At 62.1% G+C, this 17,360-nt stretch carries 16 protein-coding genes; 6 read left to right on the top strand and 10 right to left on the bottom strand.

Translation table 11 applies throughout. The features are described from left to right. Positions 1-112: 112 nt before the first annotated feature. The 6 genes from FFM53_RS25285 to FFM53_RS25260 all read right to left on the bottom strand — a co-directional run bounded on the left by FFM53_RS25285 (position 113) and on the right by FFM53_RS25260 (position 5,578). Positions 113-589, bottom strand: coding sequence for an MEKHLA domain-containing protein (locus tag FFM53_RS25285; protein WP_173883654.1), 477 nt, complete (start codon positions 587-589; stop codon positions 113-115). A gap of 99 nt (positions 590-688) precedes the next feature. Further along, positions 689-1,879, bottom strand: a complete 1,191-nt coding sequence (locus FFM53_RS25280) for a M20 aminoacylase family protein (RefSeq protein WP_138390301.1) — start codon at positions 1,877-1,879, stop codon at positions 689-691. Between the two features lie 69 nt (positions 1,880-1,948). Then, positions 1,949-2,728, bottom strand: a complete 780-nt coding sequence (locus FFM53_RS25275; protein WP_138390303.1) for an amino acid ABC transporter ATP-binding protein — start codon at positions 2,726-2,728, stop codon at positions 1,949-1,951. Beyond that, a complete protein-coding gene (locus tag FFM53_RS25270) occupies positions 2,725-3,654 on the bottom strand; it encodes an amino acid ABC transporter permease (RefSeq protein WP_138390305.1) in 930 nt (309 codons plus the stop codon). The genes FFM53_RS25275 and FFM53_RS25270 overlap by 4 nt, the downstream gene beginning before the upstream one ends. Further along, the gene (locus FFM53_RS25265; protein WP_138390307.1) at positions 3,651-4,541 is read right to left on the bottom strand and encodes an ABC transporter substrate-binding protein; all 891 of its coding nucleotides are present in this window, start codon (positions 4,539-4,541) and stop codon (positions 3,651-3,653) included. Before FFM53_RS25265 ends, FFM53_RS25270 begins: the two co-directional genes overlap by 4 nt. A 74-nt stretch (positions 4,542-4,615) precedes the next feature. Continuing rightward, a complete protein-coding gene (locus tag FFM53_RS25260; protein WP_138390309.1) occupies positions 4,616-5,578 on the bottom strand; it encodes a substrate-binding domain-containing protein in 963 nt (320 codons plus the stop codon). A 99-nt stretch (positions 5,579-5,677) separates the two neighbouring features. Here FFM53_RS25260 and FFM53_RS25255 point away from each other — a divergent pair, with 99 nt between their 5' ends. Next, positions 5,678-7,003: an aminotransferase-like domain-containing protein gene (locus FFM53_RS25255; protein WP_138390311.1), complete on the top strand. Its 1,326-nt coding sequence runs from the start codon at positions 5,678-5,680 to the stop codon at positions 7,001-7,003. Between the two features lie 24 nt (positions 7,004-7,027). Here FFM53_RS25255 and FFM53_RS25250 read toward each other — a convergent pair whose 3' ends face one another. Then, positions 7,028-7,750, bottom strand: coding sequence for a response regulator transcription factor (locus FFM53_RS25250; RefSeq protein WP_138390313.1), 723 nt, complete (start codon positions 7,748-7,750; stop codon positions 7,028-7,030). Positions 7,751-7,763: 13 nt separating this feature from the next. Next, on the bottom strand, positions 7,764-9,002 hold the full coding sequence (locus tag FFM53_RS25245) for a GAF domain-containing sensor histidine kinase (RefSeq protein ID WP_138330709.1): 1,239 nt from the start codon (positions 9,000-9,002) through the stop codon (positions 7,764-7,766). Positions 9,003-9,283: 281 nt separating this feature from the next. On the opposite strand from FFM53_RS25245, the gene FFM53_RS25240 reads away from it, so the two are divergent. The 5 genes from FFM53_RS25240 (at position 9,284) to FFM53_RS25220 (ending at position 14,644) form a co-directional block, all read left to right on the top strand. Further along, positions 9,284-10,300: an ABC transporter substrate-binding protein gene (locus FFM53_RS25240; protein ID WP_138330710.1), complete on the top strand. Its 1,017-nt coding sequence runs from the start codon at positions 9,284-9,286 to the stop codon at positions 10,298-10,300. Positions 10,301-10,372: 72 nt separating this feature from the next. Then, positions 10,373-11,824: a sugar ABC transporter ATP-binding protein gene (locus FFM53_RS25235; protein WP_138390315.1), complete on the top strand. Its 1,452-nt coding sequence runs from the start codon at positions 10,373-10,375 to the stop codon at positions 11,822-11,824. Beyond that, positions 11,821-12,768: an ABC transporter permease gene (locus tag FFM53_RS25230; protein WP_138330712.1), complete on the top strand. Its 948-nt coding sequence runs from the start codon at positions 11,821-11,823 to the stop codon at positions 12,766-12,768. The genes FFM53_RS25235 and FFM53_RS25230 overlap by 4 nt, the downstream gene beginning before the upstream one ends. After that, the gene (locus FFM53_RS25225; protein ID WP_138330713.1) at positions 12,765-13,715 is read left to right on the top strand and encodes an ABC transporter permease; all 951 of its coding nucleotides are present in this window, start codon (positions 12,765-12,767) and stop codon (positions 13,713-13,715) included. Before FFM53_RS25230 ends, FFM53_RS25225 begins: the two co-directional genes overlap by 4 nt. Positions 13,716-13,729: 14 nt before the next feature. Then, positions 13,730-14,644: an SMP-30/gluconolactonase/LRE family protein gene (locus tag FFM53_RS25220; RefSeq protein WP_138330714.1), complete on the top strand. Its 915-nt coding sequence runs from the start codon at positions 13,730-13,732 to the stop codon at positions 14,642-14,644. A gap of 91 nt (positions 14,645-14,735) precedes the next feature. On the opposite strand, the gene FFM53_RS25215 is transcribed toward FFM53_RS25220, so the two are convergent. Next, positions 14,736-16,367: a GMC family oxidoreductase gene (locus FFM53_RS25215; protein WP_138390317.1), complete on the bottom strand. Its 1,632-nt coding sequence runs from the start codon at positions 16,365-16,367 to the stop codon at positions 14,736-14,738. A gap of 194 nt (positions 16,368-16,561) precedes the next feature. Then, entirely contained in the window at positions 16,562-17,359 is a 798-nt protein-coding gene (locus FFM53_RS25210) for an alpha/beta fold hydrolase (protein WP_138390319.1), read from the bottom strand. Position 17,360 lies beyond the last annotated feature (1 nt).

Below are 17,360 nucleotides of genomic sequence, written 5' to 3'. Positions count from 1 at the left end.
TGTGCGATCTATGTGACGCAATCATGGTTTTTTGGCAACCAAATGGCAAACGACATGGTTTGCAAAGCTGCGGACATATCCGGCGCCTAGTTGGGGTCTCCGCAGCCGGCGCTCAATCCGCCTGCACGTCTTGCCAGGAATCGAAAGTCGCAGCCTGGCCGCGACGGCACCCGCTGCGGTCGACAAGATCCCAAACGATGGCTTTTTCGATATAGAAACGCCGCCCTGACTTGGCGATGCGAAGTCCGCGGTAGTCGGCGATAAAGCCGTTGGCCGCCACGGCATTCAACAACCTCTCGCGTTCGGCGCGATCGGGCGCCTCCGCCGAAAGACGCGATGGCAAAGTGACGAACTCGTCCCATGAATATTCAAAGCAGGCTTGGGCAGCGCGGTTGGCGTAGATGAAGCGCGGATCGGCGTCGGTGTTGTGGGCAAGAACAACTGCCGGCGACTGGTCGTAGAGCCATTCAGCACCCTCGCCTTCCGGCGTCAGGCTGCGTCTCACGCTTCGTTCGAAACTTTCCGCCATCAATGCGTAAAATTCGAGATCGTAAGACAAGTCGAGACCGGCGTTATAGTTGGCAATCATGCTGCGCATCCTGGATAGCGGCGAGAAATGTCGAAAGTGATGTTCTCGCTTGAAAGGCTAGCTCCAAATGCGACGCGGTCAAGCTGGGCGATCGGAACTTCAGGCGTCATCCTGGAGGTAGCGTTCCGCGAGCCTTGCCCACATGGCTGCGCCAACCGTCAGGCTGGCATCGGCGAAATCATATTTGGCGCTATGCAGGATGGCGGAATTCATGCCATTGCCGAGACGCAGGAAGCTGCCCGGCTTGTGCTCGAGAAAGTGCGAGAAATCCTCGCTGCCAGGAATGAGCGGGCAGGTCGCGACCTTGTCTTCGCCGACCAGTTCCGCCGCGACGATCCGGGCAAAATCCGTCTCATCAGGCGAGTTGACGACGACAGGATTGCCGCGATCGTAGTCGATCTCGATGGAAGCATTGTGCCCTTCTGCCACCGAGCGGGCGAGCTTGGTGATGCGTTCCTGCAGGAGGTCGCGAATGCCAGGCTCGAAAGAGCGTACGCTCAATGCGAGCTTGGCATATTCCGGAATGACGTTGACTGCATCGCCGGCATGGATCGTGCCGACGGTGATGACGGCCGTCTGGGTCGGATCGAGGTTGCGCGAGATGATGGTCTGCAGCGAGACGACGAGGTTGCACGCCACGACCACGGGATCGACGGTCAGGTGCGGCCGCGAGGCATGGCCGCCTTTGCCCTTGATGGTAATCGCGACGGTGTCCGACGCCGCCATCATCGGGCCGGATCGCAGCAGGATGGTGCCTTCGGGAGCGCCGGGGTGGTTATGGAGGCCAAAGATGGCGTCGAACGGAAACCGCTCGAACAGGCCGTCGGCGATCATCGCCTGGGCGCCGCTATTCTTGCTCGCCTCTTCCGCCGGCTGGAAGATCAGCGTCACTGTGCCGTTGAAGTGGCGGGTGCGGGCGAGATATTCGGCTGTGCCGAGCAGCACGGTCGTGTGGCCGTCATGGCCGCAGGCATGCATCTTGCCGGGCGTGCCGCTGGCATAGGCAAGTCCGGTTTCCTCGACGATCGGCAGTGCATCCATGTCGGCGCGGATGGCGATGCCCTTGCTGCCCTTGCCGGCGCTGAGGCGGGCGACAACGCCATGGCCGCCGACATCGCGGGTCACGTCATAACCCCAGCCCTCCAGCTTTTCCGCAACGTAACGCGCCGTTTCCGCTTCTTCAAAGGAGAGTTCCGGATGGGCATGCAGATACTGGCGGGTCGCCTTCAGCTCCGCCTCCATGGCTTCGAAATCGGAAACGCGGGCATAGGCATTGTCGAGCGTGGGCATGAAAACATCCAGTCTTGATCGAAAAGGGCATTGCTCCGGCCCGAGGGTCGAAGCAGAAGCTGACATCAGTTAGAGAAAACGGGCGAGAAAAGCCTGGGTCCGGGGATGTTGCGGATTGCCGATGACATCCTCGGGCTTGCCCATCTCGACGACATTGCCGCCGTCCATGAACACCACCCGATCGGCCGCCTCGCGGGCGAAGCCGATCTCATGGGTAACGACGATCATCGTCAGGCCCTGTTTGGCCAGATCGCGCATGGTGGAGAGAACTTCGCCGACCAGCTCCGGGTCAAGCGCCGAGGTAGGCTCATCGAACAGCATCAGCTTCGGCTTGATCGCAAGCGCGCGGGCGATGGCGACGCGCTGCTGCTGACCGCCGGAGAGCTGGCGGGGGTAGCTATCCGCCTTTTCCGACAGACCCACCCGCTCCAAAAGCCGCATGGCGTTCTCGGTCGCGGCCTTGCGACTTTCTCCGTGCACGCCGATCGGGGCCTCGACGATGTTCTGCAGCACCGTCATGTGCGGATAGAGATTGAATTGCTGGAACACCATGCCGATCTTGCGCCGCTGGCTGGCGATCCCGTTGCTCGACAGCTTTTCCAGCCGGTCCTTGCGGAGACGGTAGCCGATCTGTTCGCCATCGACTTCGATGAACCCCCTATTGATGGCTTCGAGATGGTTGATGCAGCGCAGGAAGGTCGATTTTCCCGAGCCGGACGGGCCGAGCACCACGACGACTTCACCCGGCATGACGTCGAGGTCGATCCCCTTCAGCACTTCGAGCTGGTCGAAGGACTTGTGGACGTTGCGGGCTCTGACGAGAGGCTTTGCAATTTCGGCAGCGGTCAATGGCTTGCCTCCTCGACAAGGGTCTCGGATTTGGCGGCAGCGGCGGTGTTGCGCCGTTCGCTGCGACCGTAATAGGCCTCGATATAGCTCTGGCCGAGATTGAGGATGGAGGTGATGAAGAGGTACCAGAGGACCGCGACCAGCAGCATCGGTACGATCTCGAAGGTGCGATTATAGATCGACTGGACTGAATAGAGCAGATCGGCCATGGCGATGACACTGACGAGCGAGGTTGCCTTGATCATGCTGATCAGCTGGTTGCCCGTCGGCGGCACGATCGAGCGCATCGCCTGAGGAATGATGATCCGCCACAGCGCCCTCGCCTTGGTCATGCCGAAGGCTTCCGCCGTTTCGAACTGGCCGCGATCGACCGAGAGCAGGCCGCCGCGAATGATTTCGGCCATGTAGGCCGCTTCGTTCAAGGCAAGGCCGACGATTGCCGCCGTCATCGGCGTGATCACCGAATTGGTATCCCAGCTGGCGAGCGTCGGGCCGAACGGAATAGCGATCGAAAGCTCGGGAAAAAGGGTCGAGAGATTGTACCAGAAGATCAGCTGCACCAGGAGCGGCGTGCCGCGAAAAAACCAGATGAATAGCGATGCCAGCGAACTTGCGAGCCGGTCATTCGACAGCCGGGCGATCGCCAGTCCGAGGCCGAGCACGATGCCGATGGCCATCGCGACCACCGTCAGGCCCAGGCTGACGTAAAGGCCATTGATAACAGTCGGATCGAAGAAATAAGCCGCGACAACAGGCCAGCCGAAATTCTCGTTATGGGCGACGATCCACAGGAAGTTCGCGGCAATCAGCAGCACGACCACCCACAGGAGGAGCCTGCCCGTTTGAAAAGGCTTGTGGGCGTGGGCAACATCCCGGAAGTCCGCACCGCCCAAAGGCGGTGCGGCAGTCGTGCGGTCATTGCTCATTTCGGCAGGGCTCCACCAAGATTGAGGCCGGGCTGCTTGATCATGTTGTTCTCAAGACCCCATTTCTTCATGATGGCGGCATAGGCGCCGTTATCCATCAACGCCTTGATCGAGTCGAGCAGAACGGGGCCGAGCGGCGAGCCCTTCGGCACGACGGCGCCCTGATAGAGATCCTCAAACCCGTTTTTCTGGCCGACGCCGCTCAATTCCAGCTGGCCGTTTGCCTGAGACACGAAATAGGTCAGCGGCGCCTGCGAGGAGAAGAAGGCATCGGCGCGTTTGGAACGGACCGCCAGGATCGAGCTCGGCTGGTCGGTATAGGACTGCACTTCGGGCGCGGGCTTGCCCGCCGCCTTGCACTTTTCCACCTGGGCCTGGATTACCTTTTCGGCGGAGCCGCCGGCCATGACGGCAATGCGATTGCCGCAGGCGCTGTCGAGCGAACTGATGGCCTTCGGATTACCCTTTTGGACGGAGAAGACCACGTATTCCTGCACCCAGTCGACGAAATCATTGGCCTCTTCACGGGTTTTGAAATCACCGATCGGGCCGAAGGCGAACTGGTATCGGCCGGAATTGATGCCGGCGAGCAACGCGCTCAACCCGCTGACGGTTTCGTGCTCGATCTCGACGCCGAGCATCTGGCCGATCGCATCGGTAAGATCGGCGCTGGCGCCTGTCAGTTTCGTGCCGGTGACGATCTCATAGGGAGGAAAGGAACCGTTGTTGACGGAGATCATCTTGCCGTCCGTGCGGATCTTCTCCGGCAGGCGGGCGCGAAGAGCGTCGTTGACGGTCTGCTTTGCGACGGCCGCCTCCTGGGCCAAGACCGACGTCGTCATCATCAGGCCCAGCAGGGCGGCGGAAGCGATCAGTTTCGAATGCATGTCATTCCCCTTTTTTGGTTTTGCGAAAATGGTAATTCAACGTTGAGGCCTGTGATGAGTTTCATTGGCCTTGTTCACTGGGCCTTGGCGTGCCACGGAAACAGCTCGGCGGGCGTCAAAAGGCGCGGCATGATCTTCTGTTCGTAGAGTTCCTCGGCAAAGTCGGCGATCATTGCCTCGTTCTCGGCAAGCCCGCTGGCCCTCCAGGTCGGCGGCAGATCCGCCGCGCAGCGGCGCAGTTCGTCGATCATCCAGGGCGTGGTGTCGGCGTATTTCTCACGCTTTTCCAGCCACAGACGCTGGGACTCGTCGATCAATTCGCTGAGTTCATCCATGATCCAGGGGTGCTCCTGGACGATATCAGCCTTGAAGCCGATCAGATGCATGCCTGGGACATAGCCAACCTCATTGAGGTAAGCGACTTCGGCGGCGCGGAAATCATCCAGCACCTGGCGGAGCGGCGATTCTTGGTCGAAGAAACCTTTCGGCATGAAAGGCGTAAACACGGCGTCGAGCCCGCCATCCAGCAAAAGATCGACCATCGGACGCTCGCCGGGAGCAGGTTCGATGCGGCCAGGCCGTCCAAAACCGTCGAGCCGGTCGACGATCGGATGGGCCTCGGTCAGGCGCCCGGCATACCACATGGCATCCTCGACGCCGACGCCTTCCCGGCGCAACGCGGCACGGGTCCAGGTATTTCCGGAATCTCGCCAGCCGGTCACGCCGATGTTCTTGCCGGCCAGATCGGAGAGCTTGCGGATCGGACTATCCTTGGCGGTGATGATGCAGCGATGGCGGAAGCCGCGCATGATGAAGTTCGGCATGCCCAGAACCCGATCATCGCCGTCATGGCGCATCTGCGAATAGCGGCTGAAGGACATTTCCGCGGCGTCATGCGCTGCGTCATCGGCGAGGCTGGAGACCAGCGTGCCCACACGATCCACTTTGATATCGAGACGGGAAGAAATGACATCACCGAGCACAAGCGGTGTCATGTAATCCCAGTCCCTAAGGGCGATGCGAAGCGTCACAGGCATGCAAAAACTCACAAAATTGCTCGACGGGTGGCAAATTAAATGTTCAAAATAGAGAGTACAAATGTTATTACGTTATTGAACATTTAAAGTGAGGTAAAAATGGGCGACGCGGTCGAAGCCTCTTGGTTTGCCGAAAAAATAGCCGACCGCAGCATCAGGGGAATCGCTCTCGAAACGAGCGCGTTGATCCGTGCCGGTATCCTGCCCGTTGGGACACGCCTGCCGGCGATCCGCGATATCGCTTACGAATTGCATGTCAGTCCGGCGACTATCTCCGAAGCCTGGAGCGAATTGCGGCGGCAGAAGATCATCAGCGGCCGGGGGCGCAACGGCACCTGGGTCAGCGGCGACCGCTTCGTCGCCAAGCCGGAGCGTCTCGCCAGCTCGGGAAATTATGCGGCGGGTGTGCTCGACCTTACCTTAGCCGGGCCGGATGCAGCACTTCTTCCCCGCCTAGCCGAAGCGATGGCCTATGGCGCGTCCGTCGATGATCTCAACAGCTATGAGCGCAGCCGGATCGTAGCTGAGTTGAAGGACGCCGTTTCAGAGCGATGGCCGTATGAGGCGGAAGCCTTTCTGGCCACCAATGGCGGTTACAACGCCGTCTATACGATATTGCATGCGCTGGTTTCCTCGGGTTCGTCGGTCGCGATCGAACATCCGACCGCGATGCGGCTGCTCGATATTCTGGAAGATCTCGGCGTCAAAATCATCCCTGTCGCCTGCGACGGCGAAGGCCCCCTGCCGGATTCGTTGCGCGAAGCATTGCGGCAACGTCCGGCCGCTTTTCTGTTCCAGCCGCGGCTGCATTCGGTGACCGGCGTTACGGTCAGTTCATCCCGCCTTCGTCAGCTAGGAGATGTGCTGGAAGACAGCGATACGCTTGTTATCGAGGATGACGGCGTCGGCGACGTGTCGACAGCGCCTCCGCAGTCGCTGGGCGGCCGATTTGCGGAGCGGACGATCCATATCCTCTCGCTCTCGAAAAGCCTCGGCCCGGATCTCCGTCTCGCGGTTCTGTCGAGTTCCGCGCCTATCGTCGACCAGATCCAGTCTTACCGCTCCTTCAGCGCCGGCTGGACGAGCCGTATCCTGCAAGGGGCCGCCGCCTGGCTATTGCGCGATCCGGAAACCTGGCAGCTTATCGGCGAGGCGCGCGAGATCTATCAGCAGAGGCGCGATGCTCTTGCAGATGCACTTAGCGAACGGGGAATACCGATACCGCCAGGCCAGGGCCTGTGCCTCTGGGTGCCCGTCGTCTCCGAACCATTCGCGATGGTGACGCTCGCCGCACGCAATATCGCTGTCAACCCGGGCAACAAATTCTCCGTCTTGCCCAGCAATCATATTCGAGTGGCGACCAGCACGCTTAGCGATCGCTGCGAGGAAGCCGCCGATGCGATCGCTCTGGCTCATGCGCCGTGAAGGTAGGGGCCCGCACCTCGCGTACTACTTTCCCTCAAGCCATTCCTGCAGCTCTGCCTCCGCCCGCTCGAGAGCACTGTAGTTCAGGAGTTTGCGCATGAAAGCGACCGTGACGGCGCGGGCGCGCAGATTGAAGCGGCCGTCCTCGTGGTCGTCACCGGCGCTCTGGTAGACGTCGAGCTTGTCGTATAGCTGCTGCAGGCGGTTCTGCACGCTGCGCAGCGACAGGCCCCGGCGTTTGGCGATGGCCCGGTCGGTGAGGCCGAGCGCGATATCGACGAGGATCTCGTATTCGGAATCGGTGAAGCCGTTCGTCTGGCCGAGGCTCTTCTGCTGCAGGCCCCGTACCTCGCGGTCGATGACGCACTGGCTCTCGATGAAGATCGAGCGTAGCGCAAGCTTCAGCCGCTCGTCGGAGGCGGATTTCAGCACATAGCCATAGGCGGCGCCATCCGGCACGATGCGGGAGACGCCGCGCACATAGGCCTCATCCGAGTAGTTCGACCAGAACAGGATGCGGGTCTCCGGCCGCTCTTTCCAGATGGTGCGCGCCGCCTCGATGCCGTTGCGGTTCGCCATCTGCAGGTCCATGACGATATGCGCCGACTTGTGGTCGCGGGCGAGCTTCTCGCCGACGGTTCCGTTCTCCGCCTCGATCACCGTGTCGCATTCCGGCAGGGCCGCGTTGACCGCCTCGTGCAGATAGGACCGGTGCAGCGGGTCGTCCTCGACGATCAGAACCTTCATGGTGCCCTTCTCCTCAGTTTGGCCCGCTTGGCGGGTCGTGCGGTGCGAGCGGTAGCACGACGCGCACCACAGTCCCGCGATTGTTGTGGCCGGGCCCGGTCGTGAAGCGCGCCGAAATCAGCCGCGCACGGGTCTTCATATTGTCGATGCCGCCGCCGATCCGGCCCCGCGCCTTGGCGAGCCCGGTCCCGTCGTCGGAGATTTCGATTGACAACCGATCGTCATCGGCCTCGAGCCGCACCATGACGGCCAAGGGAGCGGCATGGCGCACCGCATTGTTGATCGCCTCCTGCGCGATCCGGAACAGCGCGACGCTGACGGTGGGTTCCAGTCGCTCCAGCGCGCCGTGCGTCTCGTCGACAAGGCCCCATTCGATCCCCGATCCCGTGTCGCGGGTCGATCGGTCCAGATGATGCTCGATCGCCTGGGCGAGGCCGAAGAGCTGGAGCACGGAGGGTTTTGCCTGTTCGATGATCTGCCGCAGATCCTGCATGCAATGCTGCAGGGAACGGGAGATCGGCTCCAACGTCTCGGGCGCCATTTCGCCGTTGCGCGACAGCCGATCGATCCGGCGGGCGAGCCGCGTCAGGTCGGCGAGCGTCTGGTCGTGCAGGTCCATGCCGATGCGCTGGCGTTCCTGCTCCAGCGCTTCGGTAAGTTTCAGCGCACCTTGCCGCAAGCCCTCCTCGCGGGCGCGGGCCTCTGCCTCGACGATCGCCGAGCGTTGCGCCTGCTCGGCTGCCTGCAGCGCGAAGAAATACGGCGTCAGCAGGTCGGCAATGATGCGGGCGCGTTCGATATCCTCCATCGTATAGACGCCCGCCCTGTGCGACGAACAGGAAAGCGCTGCGATGATCGTGCCCTGCACCTTCATGGGCACATGCAAGCGGCTTCTCAGCGACTGTTCGACGATCGGCCGCTTGAATGCGCCCTCGAAGTGGAAACGCGGATCGGTCATGGCGTCGTCCGCCAGCAGAAAATCCACCTCGCCCCAGAGCAGCGAGCGGATGGGGCTGTTGACAACAGGCGCGCCGGCAAGGCCGCCCCAGGCAGTCTCGATGCCCGTCTCATAAGCGGTGTGGTAGTTGCCGCCCTCAAGCAGCACGCAGACATCGAGGTGGTCGTGCGGGATGATATGGGCGACCTCGGCCGCGACGGAACGGATAGCCGAGCGGAAGTCGAGCTGGCCCGCGAGCAGCCGGGAAATGCCGAGATAATGGTCGAACATGGCTGCGGGTACGAGATGCAGCATCGTCAGTTCCTCCCCGAGACGGCGCCGGGCTCCTCAACCCGCCGCGACTCCTTTCCAGTAAGCGCCTGCGGGAGCGCCGCCGTCTTGCATAAACCCGCAGCTTGTTGCGCAAAACCCGCAAACGGATTGCCGCCTTGCCCCTGTACAGGCCGATCGATCTCCCGCATCCTGCCCTTACTGAGAGGAGGAAGCTCAGTGCAAGAACAATTTTCACTCGAACCCAGTTGGGCTGGCAGGAGTGAAGCGATCCGCCGACAGGCGCGATCATCAGGGAGGAAGACATGACAATCAGCAAGATGCTTCTGGCATCGGCCGCTATCGCATGCGCCGCGATGCCCGTTTCCGCCTTTGCCGACACGTCGGCCAAGAAAATCGCCCTTTCCAACAATTATGCCGGCAACTCGTGGCGCCAGGCCATGCTGACGAGCTGGGGCAAGGTGACAGGCGAAGCCGTGAAGGCCGGCACCGTTGCCGCAGCCGACCCTTTCACCACTGCCGAGAACCAGGCGACGGAACAGGCGGCGCAGATCCAGAACATGATCCTGCAGGGTTATGACGCCATCGTGCTGAACGCCGCCTCGCCGACGGCGCTGAACGGCGCGGTCAAGGAGGCCTGCGACGCCGGCATCACCGTCGTTTCCTTTGACGGCATCGTGACCGAACCCTGCGCTTGGCGCATCGCCGTGAACTTCAAGGAAATGGGCCGCAGTGAGGTCGAGTACCTGTCGAAGAAAATTCCGGACGGCGGCAACCTGCTCGAGATCCGCGGCCTTGCCGGTGTCTTCGTCGACGACGAGATCTCGGCTGGCATCCACGAGGGTGTCAAGCAGTTCCCGCAGTTCAAGGTCGTTGGCTCCGTGCACGGCGACTGGGCGCAGGACGTGGCGCAGAAGGCTGTTGCCGGCATCCTGCCGAGCCTGCCCGACATCGCCGGCGTGGTAACGCAGGGTGGTGACGGTTATGGCGCCGCACAGGCGATTGCCGCGACCGACCGGAAGATGCCGATCATTATCATGGGCAACCGCGAAGACGAACTGAAGTGGTGGAAGGAGCAGAAGGACGCGAAGGGTTACGAGACCATGTCCGTCTCCATCGCGCCCGGCGTCTCCACGCTCGCTTTCTGGGTGGCCCAGCAGATCCTCGACGGCAAGGAAGTCAAGAAGGACCTCGTCGTGCCCTTCCTGCGCATTGACCAGGACAATCTCGAAACCAACCTCGCCAATACCCAGGCCGGCGGCGTCGCCAACGTGGAATACTCGCAGGCAGACGCAATCAAGGTCATCGAGTCGGCAAAGTAAATCTCCCGGCGACTGCCGCGCGGCCGCAAATGGCCGCGCGGGATTCTTTATGAAGCGGGCATGGCGGGCAGCATGGATGACGTTTTGAAGGCGGTGATCGCCGTCGATGGCGCCAAGATGAGCTTCGGCGCGGTTAGGGCACTCGATGGCGTGACCCTCTGCGTCATGCCGGGCGAATGCGTCGGGCTTGTCGGCCACAATGGAGCCGGCAAGTCCACCATCGTCAGCGTGATCAACGGCGGTCTCACACCGCACGAAGGAAGTGTGGCGAGCGACGGCGAACGGCTGGAGCGCTATGGCATCAATGCCGCGCGTGCCCGCGGCGTGCGCTGCGTCTTCCAGGAGCTTTCGCTCTGCCCCAACCTTTCGATCGTCGAGAACACGCGCATCATGCATCGCCATCTCGGTGGCTTCGGCTGGCGGCGGCGCGCCGCAAAAATCATCGAGACGAGCCTCGACGCCGTCTTTCCCGGCCACGGCATCGACAGCAGCCGGGCCGTGGGAGATCTTTCGATCGCCGAGCGGCAGATGGTCGAGATCGCCATGGCCTTTTCCGACGCCGGCATTGCGCCGCGGCTGGTGATCCTCGACGAACCGACCTCGTCGCTCGATGCAAGCCTTGCCCGGCAGATGCTCGATCATGTCCGCCGCTTCATCGCCATGGGCGGGTCCGTCATCTTCATCTCGCATATTCTGCACGAGATCCTCGAAACCGCCGACCGCATCATCGTCATGAAGGACGGCCGCGTCGTCGCCGAGCGCCCGGCGCATGGCTTCGACCATCACGGCCTCGTCGAAGCCATGGGCACCGTTGCGAAGGAGGAGACCAAGCAGCGCTCGGCGCGCGAACAATCCACCGCTCCGCTCATTCTGTCCCATCAGGCGAAGGGCCTTTCCTTTGCGGCCCGCAAGGGCGAGATCATCGGATTGGCGGGTTTGGCGGGCCATGGGCAGACCGAACTCCTGCTCGCCCTGCATGCCGCCCAGTCCGGCAACTGGCTGCCTGAGCGCGATCCGCTCGTCACCTTCGTCGCCGGCGATCGCCGCCTCAACGGTGTCTTCGAGCTGTGGAGCATCCTGCGCAACTTCTCCATCGCCTCGCTCGGTGACCTCTCCCGGCGCGGGCTGATCCTCGCAGGGGCAGAGGAGACGAAGGGCGCCGACTGGAAGCGGCGGATCGAGATCCGCACGCCCGATATGGACAACCGCATCCTGTCGCTTTCCGGCGGCAACCAGCAGAAGGTGCTCTTTGCCCGGGCGCTTGCGACGCGCGCGCCGATCGTGCTGATGGACGACCCGATGCGCGGCGTTGACGTCGGCACCAAGCAGGAGGTCTATACGATCATTCGCGAGGAGGCGGCGCGCGGCCGCACCTTCATCTGGTACTCGACGGAGATGGACGAGGTCCGCCTTTGCGACCGCGTCTACGTCTTTCGCGAAGGCCGTATCACGACCGAACTCGTCGGTAATGCCGTCAACGAGACGAATATCATTGCCGCCTCCTTCGAAGGGGTCGCCGCATGACGTTCCGGCTGTCGTCCGACGCCATGCGTCTTGCCATTCCTGCCCTGTCGCTGACGTTGCTGCTCGCCGCCGTCTTCTGGCTGCAGCCGCGCGCCATGAGCTATGTCGGCCTCAACCTGTTGTTCAACTTGGCTGTGCCGATCGCGCTTGCGACGATCGCCCAGATGATCGTGATGGCGGTGAACGATCTCGATCTCTCGATGGGGGCCTTCGTCAGCTTCGTCGCCTGCGTCACCGCGACCTTTCTGCGTGATGCCCCGGTGACCGGCGTCCTGATCCTTGCCGGCGCGATCGCAACCTATGCGGCGCTCGGCGTCGTCATCTATCTGCGTAACCTGCCGTCCATTGTCGTGACCCTCGGCATGAGCTTCGTCTGGGGCGGCCTTGCCGTGCTGCTGCTGCCGGCACCGGGTGGGCAGGCGCCGGACTGGGTGCGCTGGCTGATGACCGTCAAGCCGCCGCTGGCGCCGATGGCGATTGTCGCCAGCATCGTCATCGCCTTGGTCGCCCATCTTCTCGTCATGCGGTCGTCGCTCGGCGTGCTGATGCGCGGCATCGGCGGTAACCAGCGCTCGGTCGAGCGTGCCGGCTGGTCGATTGTCGGCGCGCGCGCTGCCGCCTATGGTCTTGCCGGCCTCTTCGCGGTGCTCGCCGGCATTGCCCTCGTCGGCCTGACAACCTCGGCCGATGCCAATATCGCGCTACGCTACACGCTGCTGTCAATCGCCGGCGTGATCCTTGGCGGCGGCGAGTTCATCGGCGGCCGCGTCTCCCCGATCGGCGCCGTCATCGGCGCGCTGACGCTGACGCTCGCCGGTTCGTTCCTGTCCTTCCTGCGGATCTCGCCGGACTGGCAGATCGGGGCTCAGGGCGCAATCCTGATCATCGTGCTCGCACTCCGCCTGATGCTGAACCGCATGGAGAAGCGGGAGAAACGCCGATGACCCCGCTCCTTCGCCTATTCGGCAAACCCTGGATCTGGTCGTGGCTTGCCGCCTTTATCGTCTGGTTCCTGACGATCATGGTGACGCTCGGCGCCAGCACGCTTGGCCTGTCGCAGGCAGCCCTCACCTTCGCAGCCTTTTCGGTCATCGTCGGCATCGGCCAGATGTTCGTCATCACGCTCGGCCCCGGCAACATCGATCTCTCGGTTCCCGCCACCATGACGCTTGCCGGCACGGTGGCGCTGAAGCTGATGAATGTCGAAAACGGCATGATCCTGCCCGGCCTTCTCGTTGCCATCGTCATCGGCCTTGTCGTCGGCCTCGGCAATTATGCGCTCATCAAGGCGCTGCGCATTCCGCCGATCATCGCCACGCTGTCCATGAGCTTCATCGTGCAGTCCGCGGCGATCTGGACGAACCGGGGCTTGCGCATCAAGCCGCCGAGCGTGCTGGCGGAATTCACCACGTCGAACACGCTCGGCGTGCCGAATGTGGCGATCGCAGCACTCCTCGTCTCGCTCCTCGCCTGGTTCCTGCTCGAGAAGACGATCTACGGGCGCTGGATCTCGGCGATCGGCCAGAGCATGCCGGCAGCCCGCATGGCCGGCATACCGGTCGACGGCACGCGTTTCGTCACCTACCTCTTCTGCGCCGTTCTCGCATCGGTCGCAGGCTATCTGCTCGCCTGCTTCTCGGGCGGTGCGGCGCTCAACATGGGCTCGGAATATCTGCTGATGTCGATCGCCGTCGTCGTGATCGGCGGCACGGCAGTCGCCGGCGGCGATTCCAACGTGCCGGGCATCTGGGGCGCATCGCTCTTCATGTTCCTTGTCGTCTCGATGCTCAACACCTACGGGGTCGGCGCGGGCATCCGCCTGATCATGACCGGCCTCATCATCATCAGCGTCATCATGCTCGCCGGCGGTCGCCGGGCCGGCATGCGATAATTGGGAAGACCGCCATGGCCGAGGCCAGCATCTACGAAATCCATGATCCGCGCTTCCGGCAGATGATCGTAACGAGCGCCGGCCTCGACGAACTCTATTCCGGCTGCCGCTGGGCGGAGGGTCCCGTCTGGTTCAACGACGCGAACCAACTGCTCTGGAGCGACATTCCCAACCAGCGCATGCTGCGTTGGACGCCCGAGAGCGGCGTCTCCGTCTATCGGCAACCGTCCAACTTCACCAATGGCCATACGCGCGACCGGCAGGGACGGCTGATCTCCTGCGAACATGGAACGCGCAGCGTCACCCGCACCGAGGTCGACGGCTCGATCATCGTGCTCGCCGACCGTTTCGAAGGCGCCAGGCTCAATTCGCCGAACGACGTGGTGGTGAAATCAGACGGCACGATCTGGTTCACCGATCCCACCTACGGCATCATGTCGGACTACGAAGGTTTTCGCGCCGAGCCGGAGCAGCAGACCCGCAACGTCTACCGGCTCGATCCGACGACCGGCGCGCTTGCGGCCGTCGTCACGGATTTCATCCAGCCGAACGGCCTCGCCTTCTCGCCCGACGAGACAATCCTCTATGTGGCGGATTCGGCCGCAAGCCACGACGAGAGCCTGCCGCGTCACATCCGCGCTTTCGACGTGATCGACGGCATCAGGCTGGCAAACAGCCGCGTCTTCTGCCTGATCGACAACGGCATCCCGGACGGCATCCGCACCGACGTCAACGGGAACCTCTGGTCAAGTGCCGCCGACGGCGTGCATTGCTTCGACCCGACGGGCAAGCTGATCGGCAAGATCCGCGTACCGCAGACCGTCGCCAACCTCACCTTCGGCGGCCCCCAACGCAACCGGCTGTTTATTGCGGCGACGCGGTCGGTTTATTCGGTCTATGTCGCGGTGAGTGGGGCTCAGGTGCCGTGAGGTTGGTCGCCTTGAACCAATACAAACCGTTGCTACAAAATGCTCGGCGGCCCACGTATGCTGGCCGCCGAGCTCCACATAAATCTCTTCATCATATAGGCTGATTGAACCCTCCGCTCGAGTCCGTAAGACCATGCATTTCCCGGATCAGATCGGCCGCCCGCTCTCCGATGACAACACAAGGCGCCATCGTGTTGCCGGTGGTGATGCGAGGCATGATCGAGGAGTCTGCGATGCGAAGGCCAGCGATACCGTACACTTTGAGCTCGTTATCGACCACCGACATGCTGTCGCGTCCCATCTTGGCTGTGCAGGATTGATGCCAGTAGGTGACCGCCGAACGCCGGATAAAGTCGATCATCCCTGATCGGTTGCGCGCGCCCGGAGCAGTCTCGGCCGTTACCAACGGCTTGAAAGCGTGGCTATTTCCCAATCCCCGGCATAGCTCCACCGCGGCCAGGGCAGCAGCCATGTCTTCTGGTTCGCTCAACGAATTGGGTTCGATGAGGATAGGGTCACTTGCGTTGGGGCCGGAGAGCCGAAGCCAACCACGGCTTTTCGGCTGGGCGAGACCGTTAAACATCGTCCACCCATGTTGCGGCGTTTCGAGGCCCGTCTCGATCGGTGACGGCACAGCGAACTCCAACTGGCACTGAAGAATGTCCGGCTGCGCAAGACGCGAGTTGCTTTTCCAGTAGAGTTTTGCTTCGCAGCCGCTACCACCGACGGCTTCTGGTTTTCGATATGCCCAGGTGCACCCGAATGCGAGATGATCCTGATGATTGCGCCCAACGCCCGGTAAGTGTTGAACCACGGGAATGCCGTGGGCTTGCAGCTCATCTTCTGGACCTATGCCCGACTGCATCAACACTTTCGGAGTGTTGATCGCGCCTAGCGACAGTACCGTTTCGCAACGCGCAGTGAATTGACGCAACTGATCATCGACGAGAACCTCGACCCCCGTCACACGCTTGCCATCGAAGATGAGGCGCGTGACCAGTGCGTCGGTCAGCACAGTCAGGTTTGGGCGCGACATGAGCGGGCTGACATAGGATCCAAAGACAGACTCCCGCTTGCCATCCCGGATCCGCAGTTCAGCGATAGATGCGCCGCCCGGGGCCTCCATCATTTCACCATTCGGGCTATCGTAGACGGGAATACCGATAGTGGATGCCGCACTCAACAAGGCCTCTGCGATCGGTTGGGGCGCCTGCGGCTGCGCTACGTAGGCCGGTCCGCCCATGCCTCGACGCGTTGGGTCCGGAGCGCCCTGCCAATCTTCGATCCGGCGATAGTAGCCGAGGATAGACTGATAGCCCCACGCGTCATCGCCGGCTTCAGCGGCAAAGTGGTCCCAATCTCCCTTGTGCCCCCTGGCCCACACCATGACATTGATGCTCGAACCGCCGCCGAGCCCCTTGCCCATGCTGAGAGGAAGACGTCGGCCGTCCAGGCCAGGTGCCGGTTGTCCGACAAAACCCCAGTCCCGGATCGAGCCGAGATTGAGCGGCCACTGCGCAGGGTTTGTAACGGTCTCGGCCGCATCGTCACCGCCTGCCTCGAGCAGTAGGACGCTTGCATTTCCATCCTCTGCCAGTCGCGCGGCAACGACGGAGCCGCTGGACCCGGCGCCGCAGACGATGAAGTCGAAAACACCACCGACCTCGTTCTGAGGAATGGGCGGATTTTCGGGTGCATTTTGGTCATGACTATTCAGCTTCACGTGACTACCTCCGTGAATGGATTCAAAACAATAGCGAATTTGCTGGGGATCCCGGGGGCGAATGCGGGCAATGGATCCCAGTCCGAGATCGTGCGGCCTTCCATGTGCTCGCTTCGGCCCGACCTCGCTCGGTTCGACAGCCCCTGCTCGTCGCCATCGGGACAGTGCGGACTGTCCCGATGAGGCTACGTCTGTCATCGCTTCTTCGCCGAGACGGCCTTAGCGGCCTGATCAATGGTATCGGCGACCACCTTCGGCTGCGTCATGAACAGGGCGTGGCTTGCCGAAACCTTGGTGATCTTCGCCTTGATGCGCTCTGCCATGTGGATCAGCATCGCCTGATCGAATGCCTTGTCTTCGGTAGCGATGACGGCCCAGCTCGGCTTAGTGCGCCATGCAGCATTTTCCAACTTCGTGCCGAACGCCGACATGTTGATCGGGACCTGCGCATCCCTCATGAATGCAACATCCGCATCACTGACGTCATGAGCAAAGCCAGCCTTGAACTTTTCCGGGCTGACATATCCAAAGCCATCTTTCGTGGTCTCAATGACGAATTCCGATGCAGGAGCAAATCCTTGGTATTGCTGTGCCGTTGTCTCGCCGGCATCGGGGGACAGAGCGGAAACATAGACGAGGCCAGCAACCTTTGCGTCGATGCCCGCTTCCGTGATGACCGTGCCGCCCCAGGAATGTCCAACGAGAATGACCGGACCATCCTGCCGTTCCAGCGCACGTTTGGTGGCGGCAACGTCGTCTTCGAGGGAGGTCAGCGGGTTCTGGACGATCGTAACGCGATAGCCGCGCTTGGTGAGATTGTCGTAAACACCCTTCCAGCCAGAACCGTCCGCAAAGGCGCCGTGGACAAGCACAACGTTTCTGACCGGCTGGTCTTGAGAGATGGTGTCCGCTGCGTTCGCCGGCAATGCGGCGGCGGACAGTGAGGCTGCAGCAGCAATTGCGGCTACGGTGGTCATGGTCTTGCGTGTCATG

The sequence above is a fragment of the Rhizobium indicum genome (assembly GCF_005862305.2).
GTDB classification, from domain to species: domain Bacteria; phylum Pseudomonadota; class Alphaproteobacteria; order Rhizobiales; family Rhizobiaceae; genus Rhizobium; species Rhizobium indicum.
The sequence above is the reverse complement of the archived record's forward strand: the minus strand, read 5'-3'. Positions and strand labels throughout refer to the sequence as shown.

Bases quoted from the DNA above. Each gene is read 5' to 3' on its own strand.
- FFM53_RS25265 (WP_138390307.1), bottom strand. From the start codon at position 4,541: ATGCATTCGAAACTGATCGCTTCCGCCGCCCTGCTGGGCCTGATGATG.
- FFM53_RS25225 (WP_138330713.1), top strand. From the start codon at position 12,765: ATGACCCCGCTCCTTCGCCTATTCGGCAAACCCTGGATCTGGTCGTGG.
- FFM53_RS25280 (WP_138390301.1), bottom strand. From the start codon at position 1,879: ATGCCCACGCTCGACAATGCCTATGCCCGCGTTTCCGATTTCGAAGCC.
- FFM53_RS25240 (WP_138330710.1), top strand. From the start codon at position 9,284: ATGACAATCAGCAAGATGCTTCTGGCATCGGCCGCTATCGCATGCGCC.
- FFM53_RS25260 (WP_138390309.1), bottom strand. From the start codon at position 5,578: ATGCCTGTGACGCTTCGCATCGCCCTTAGGGACTGGGATTACATGACA.
- FFM53_RS25235 (WP_138390315.1), top strand. From the start codon at position 10,373: ATGGATGACGTTTTGAAGGCGGTGATCGCCGTCGATGGCGCCAAGATG.
- FFM53_RS25250 (WP_138390313.1), bottom strand. From the start codon at position 7,750: ATGAAGGTTCTGATCGTCGAGGACGACCCGCTGCACCGGTCCTATCTG.
- FFM53_RS25220 (WP_138330714.1), top strand. From the start codon at position 13,730: ATGGCCGAGGCCAGCATCTACGAAATCCATGATCCGCGCTTCCGGCAG.
- FFM53_RS25230 (WP_138330712.1), top strand. From the start codon at position 11,821: ATGACGTTCCGGCTGTCGTCCGACGCCATGCGTCTTGCCATTCCTGCC.
- FFM53_RS25285 (WP_173883654.1), bottom strand. From the start codon at position 589: ATGATTGCCAACTATAACGCCGGTCTCGACTTGTCTTACGATCTCGAA.
- FFM53_RS25255 (WP_138390311.1), top strand. From the start codon at position 5,678: ATGGGCGACGCGGTCGAAGCCTCTTGGTTTGCCGAAAAAATAGCCGAC.
- FFM53_RS25245 (WP_138330709.1), bottom strand. From the start codon at position 9,002: ATGCTGCATCTCGTACCCGCAGCCATGTTCGACCATTATCTCGGCATT.
- FFM53_RS25270 (WP_138390305.1), bottom strand. From the start codon at position 3,654: ATGAGCAATGACCGCACGACTGCCGCACCGCCTTTGGGCGGTGCGGAC.
- FFM53_RS25210 (WP_138390319.1), bottom strand. From the start codon at position 17,359: ATGACACGCAAGACCATGACCACCGTAGCCGCAATTGCTGCTGCAGCC.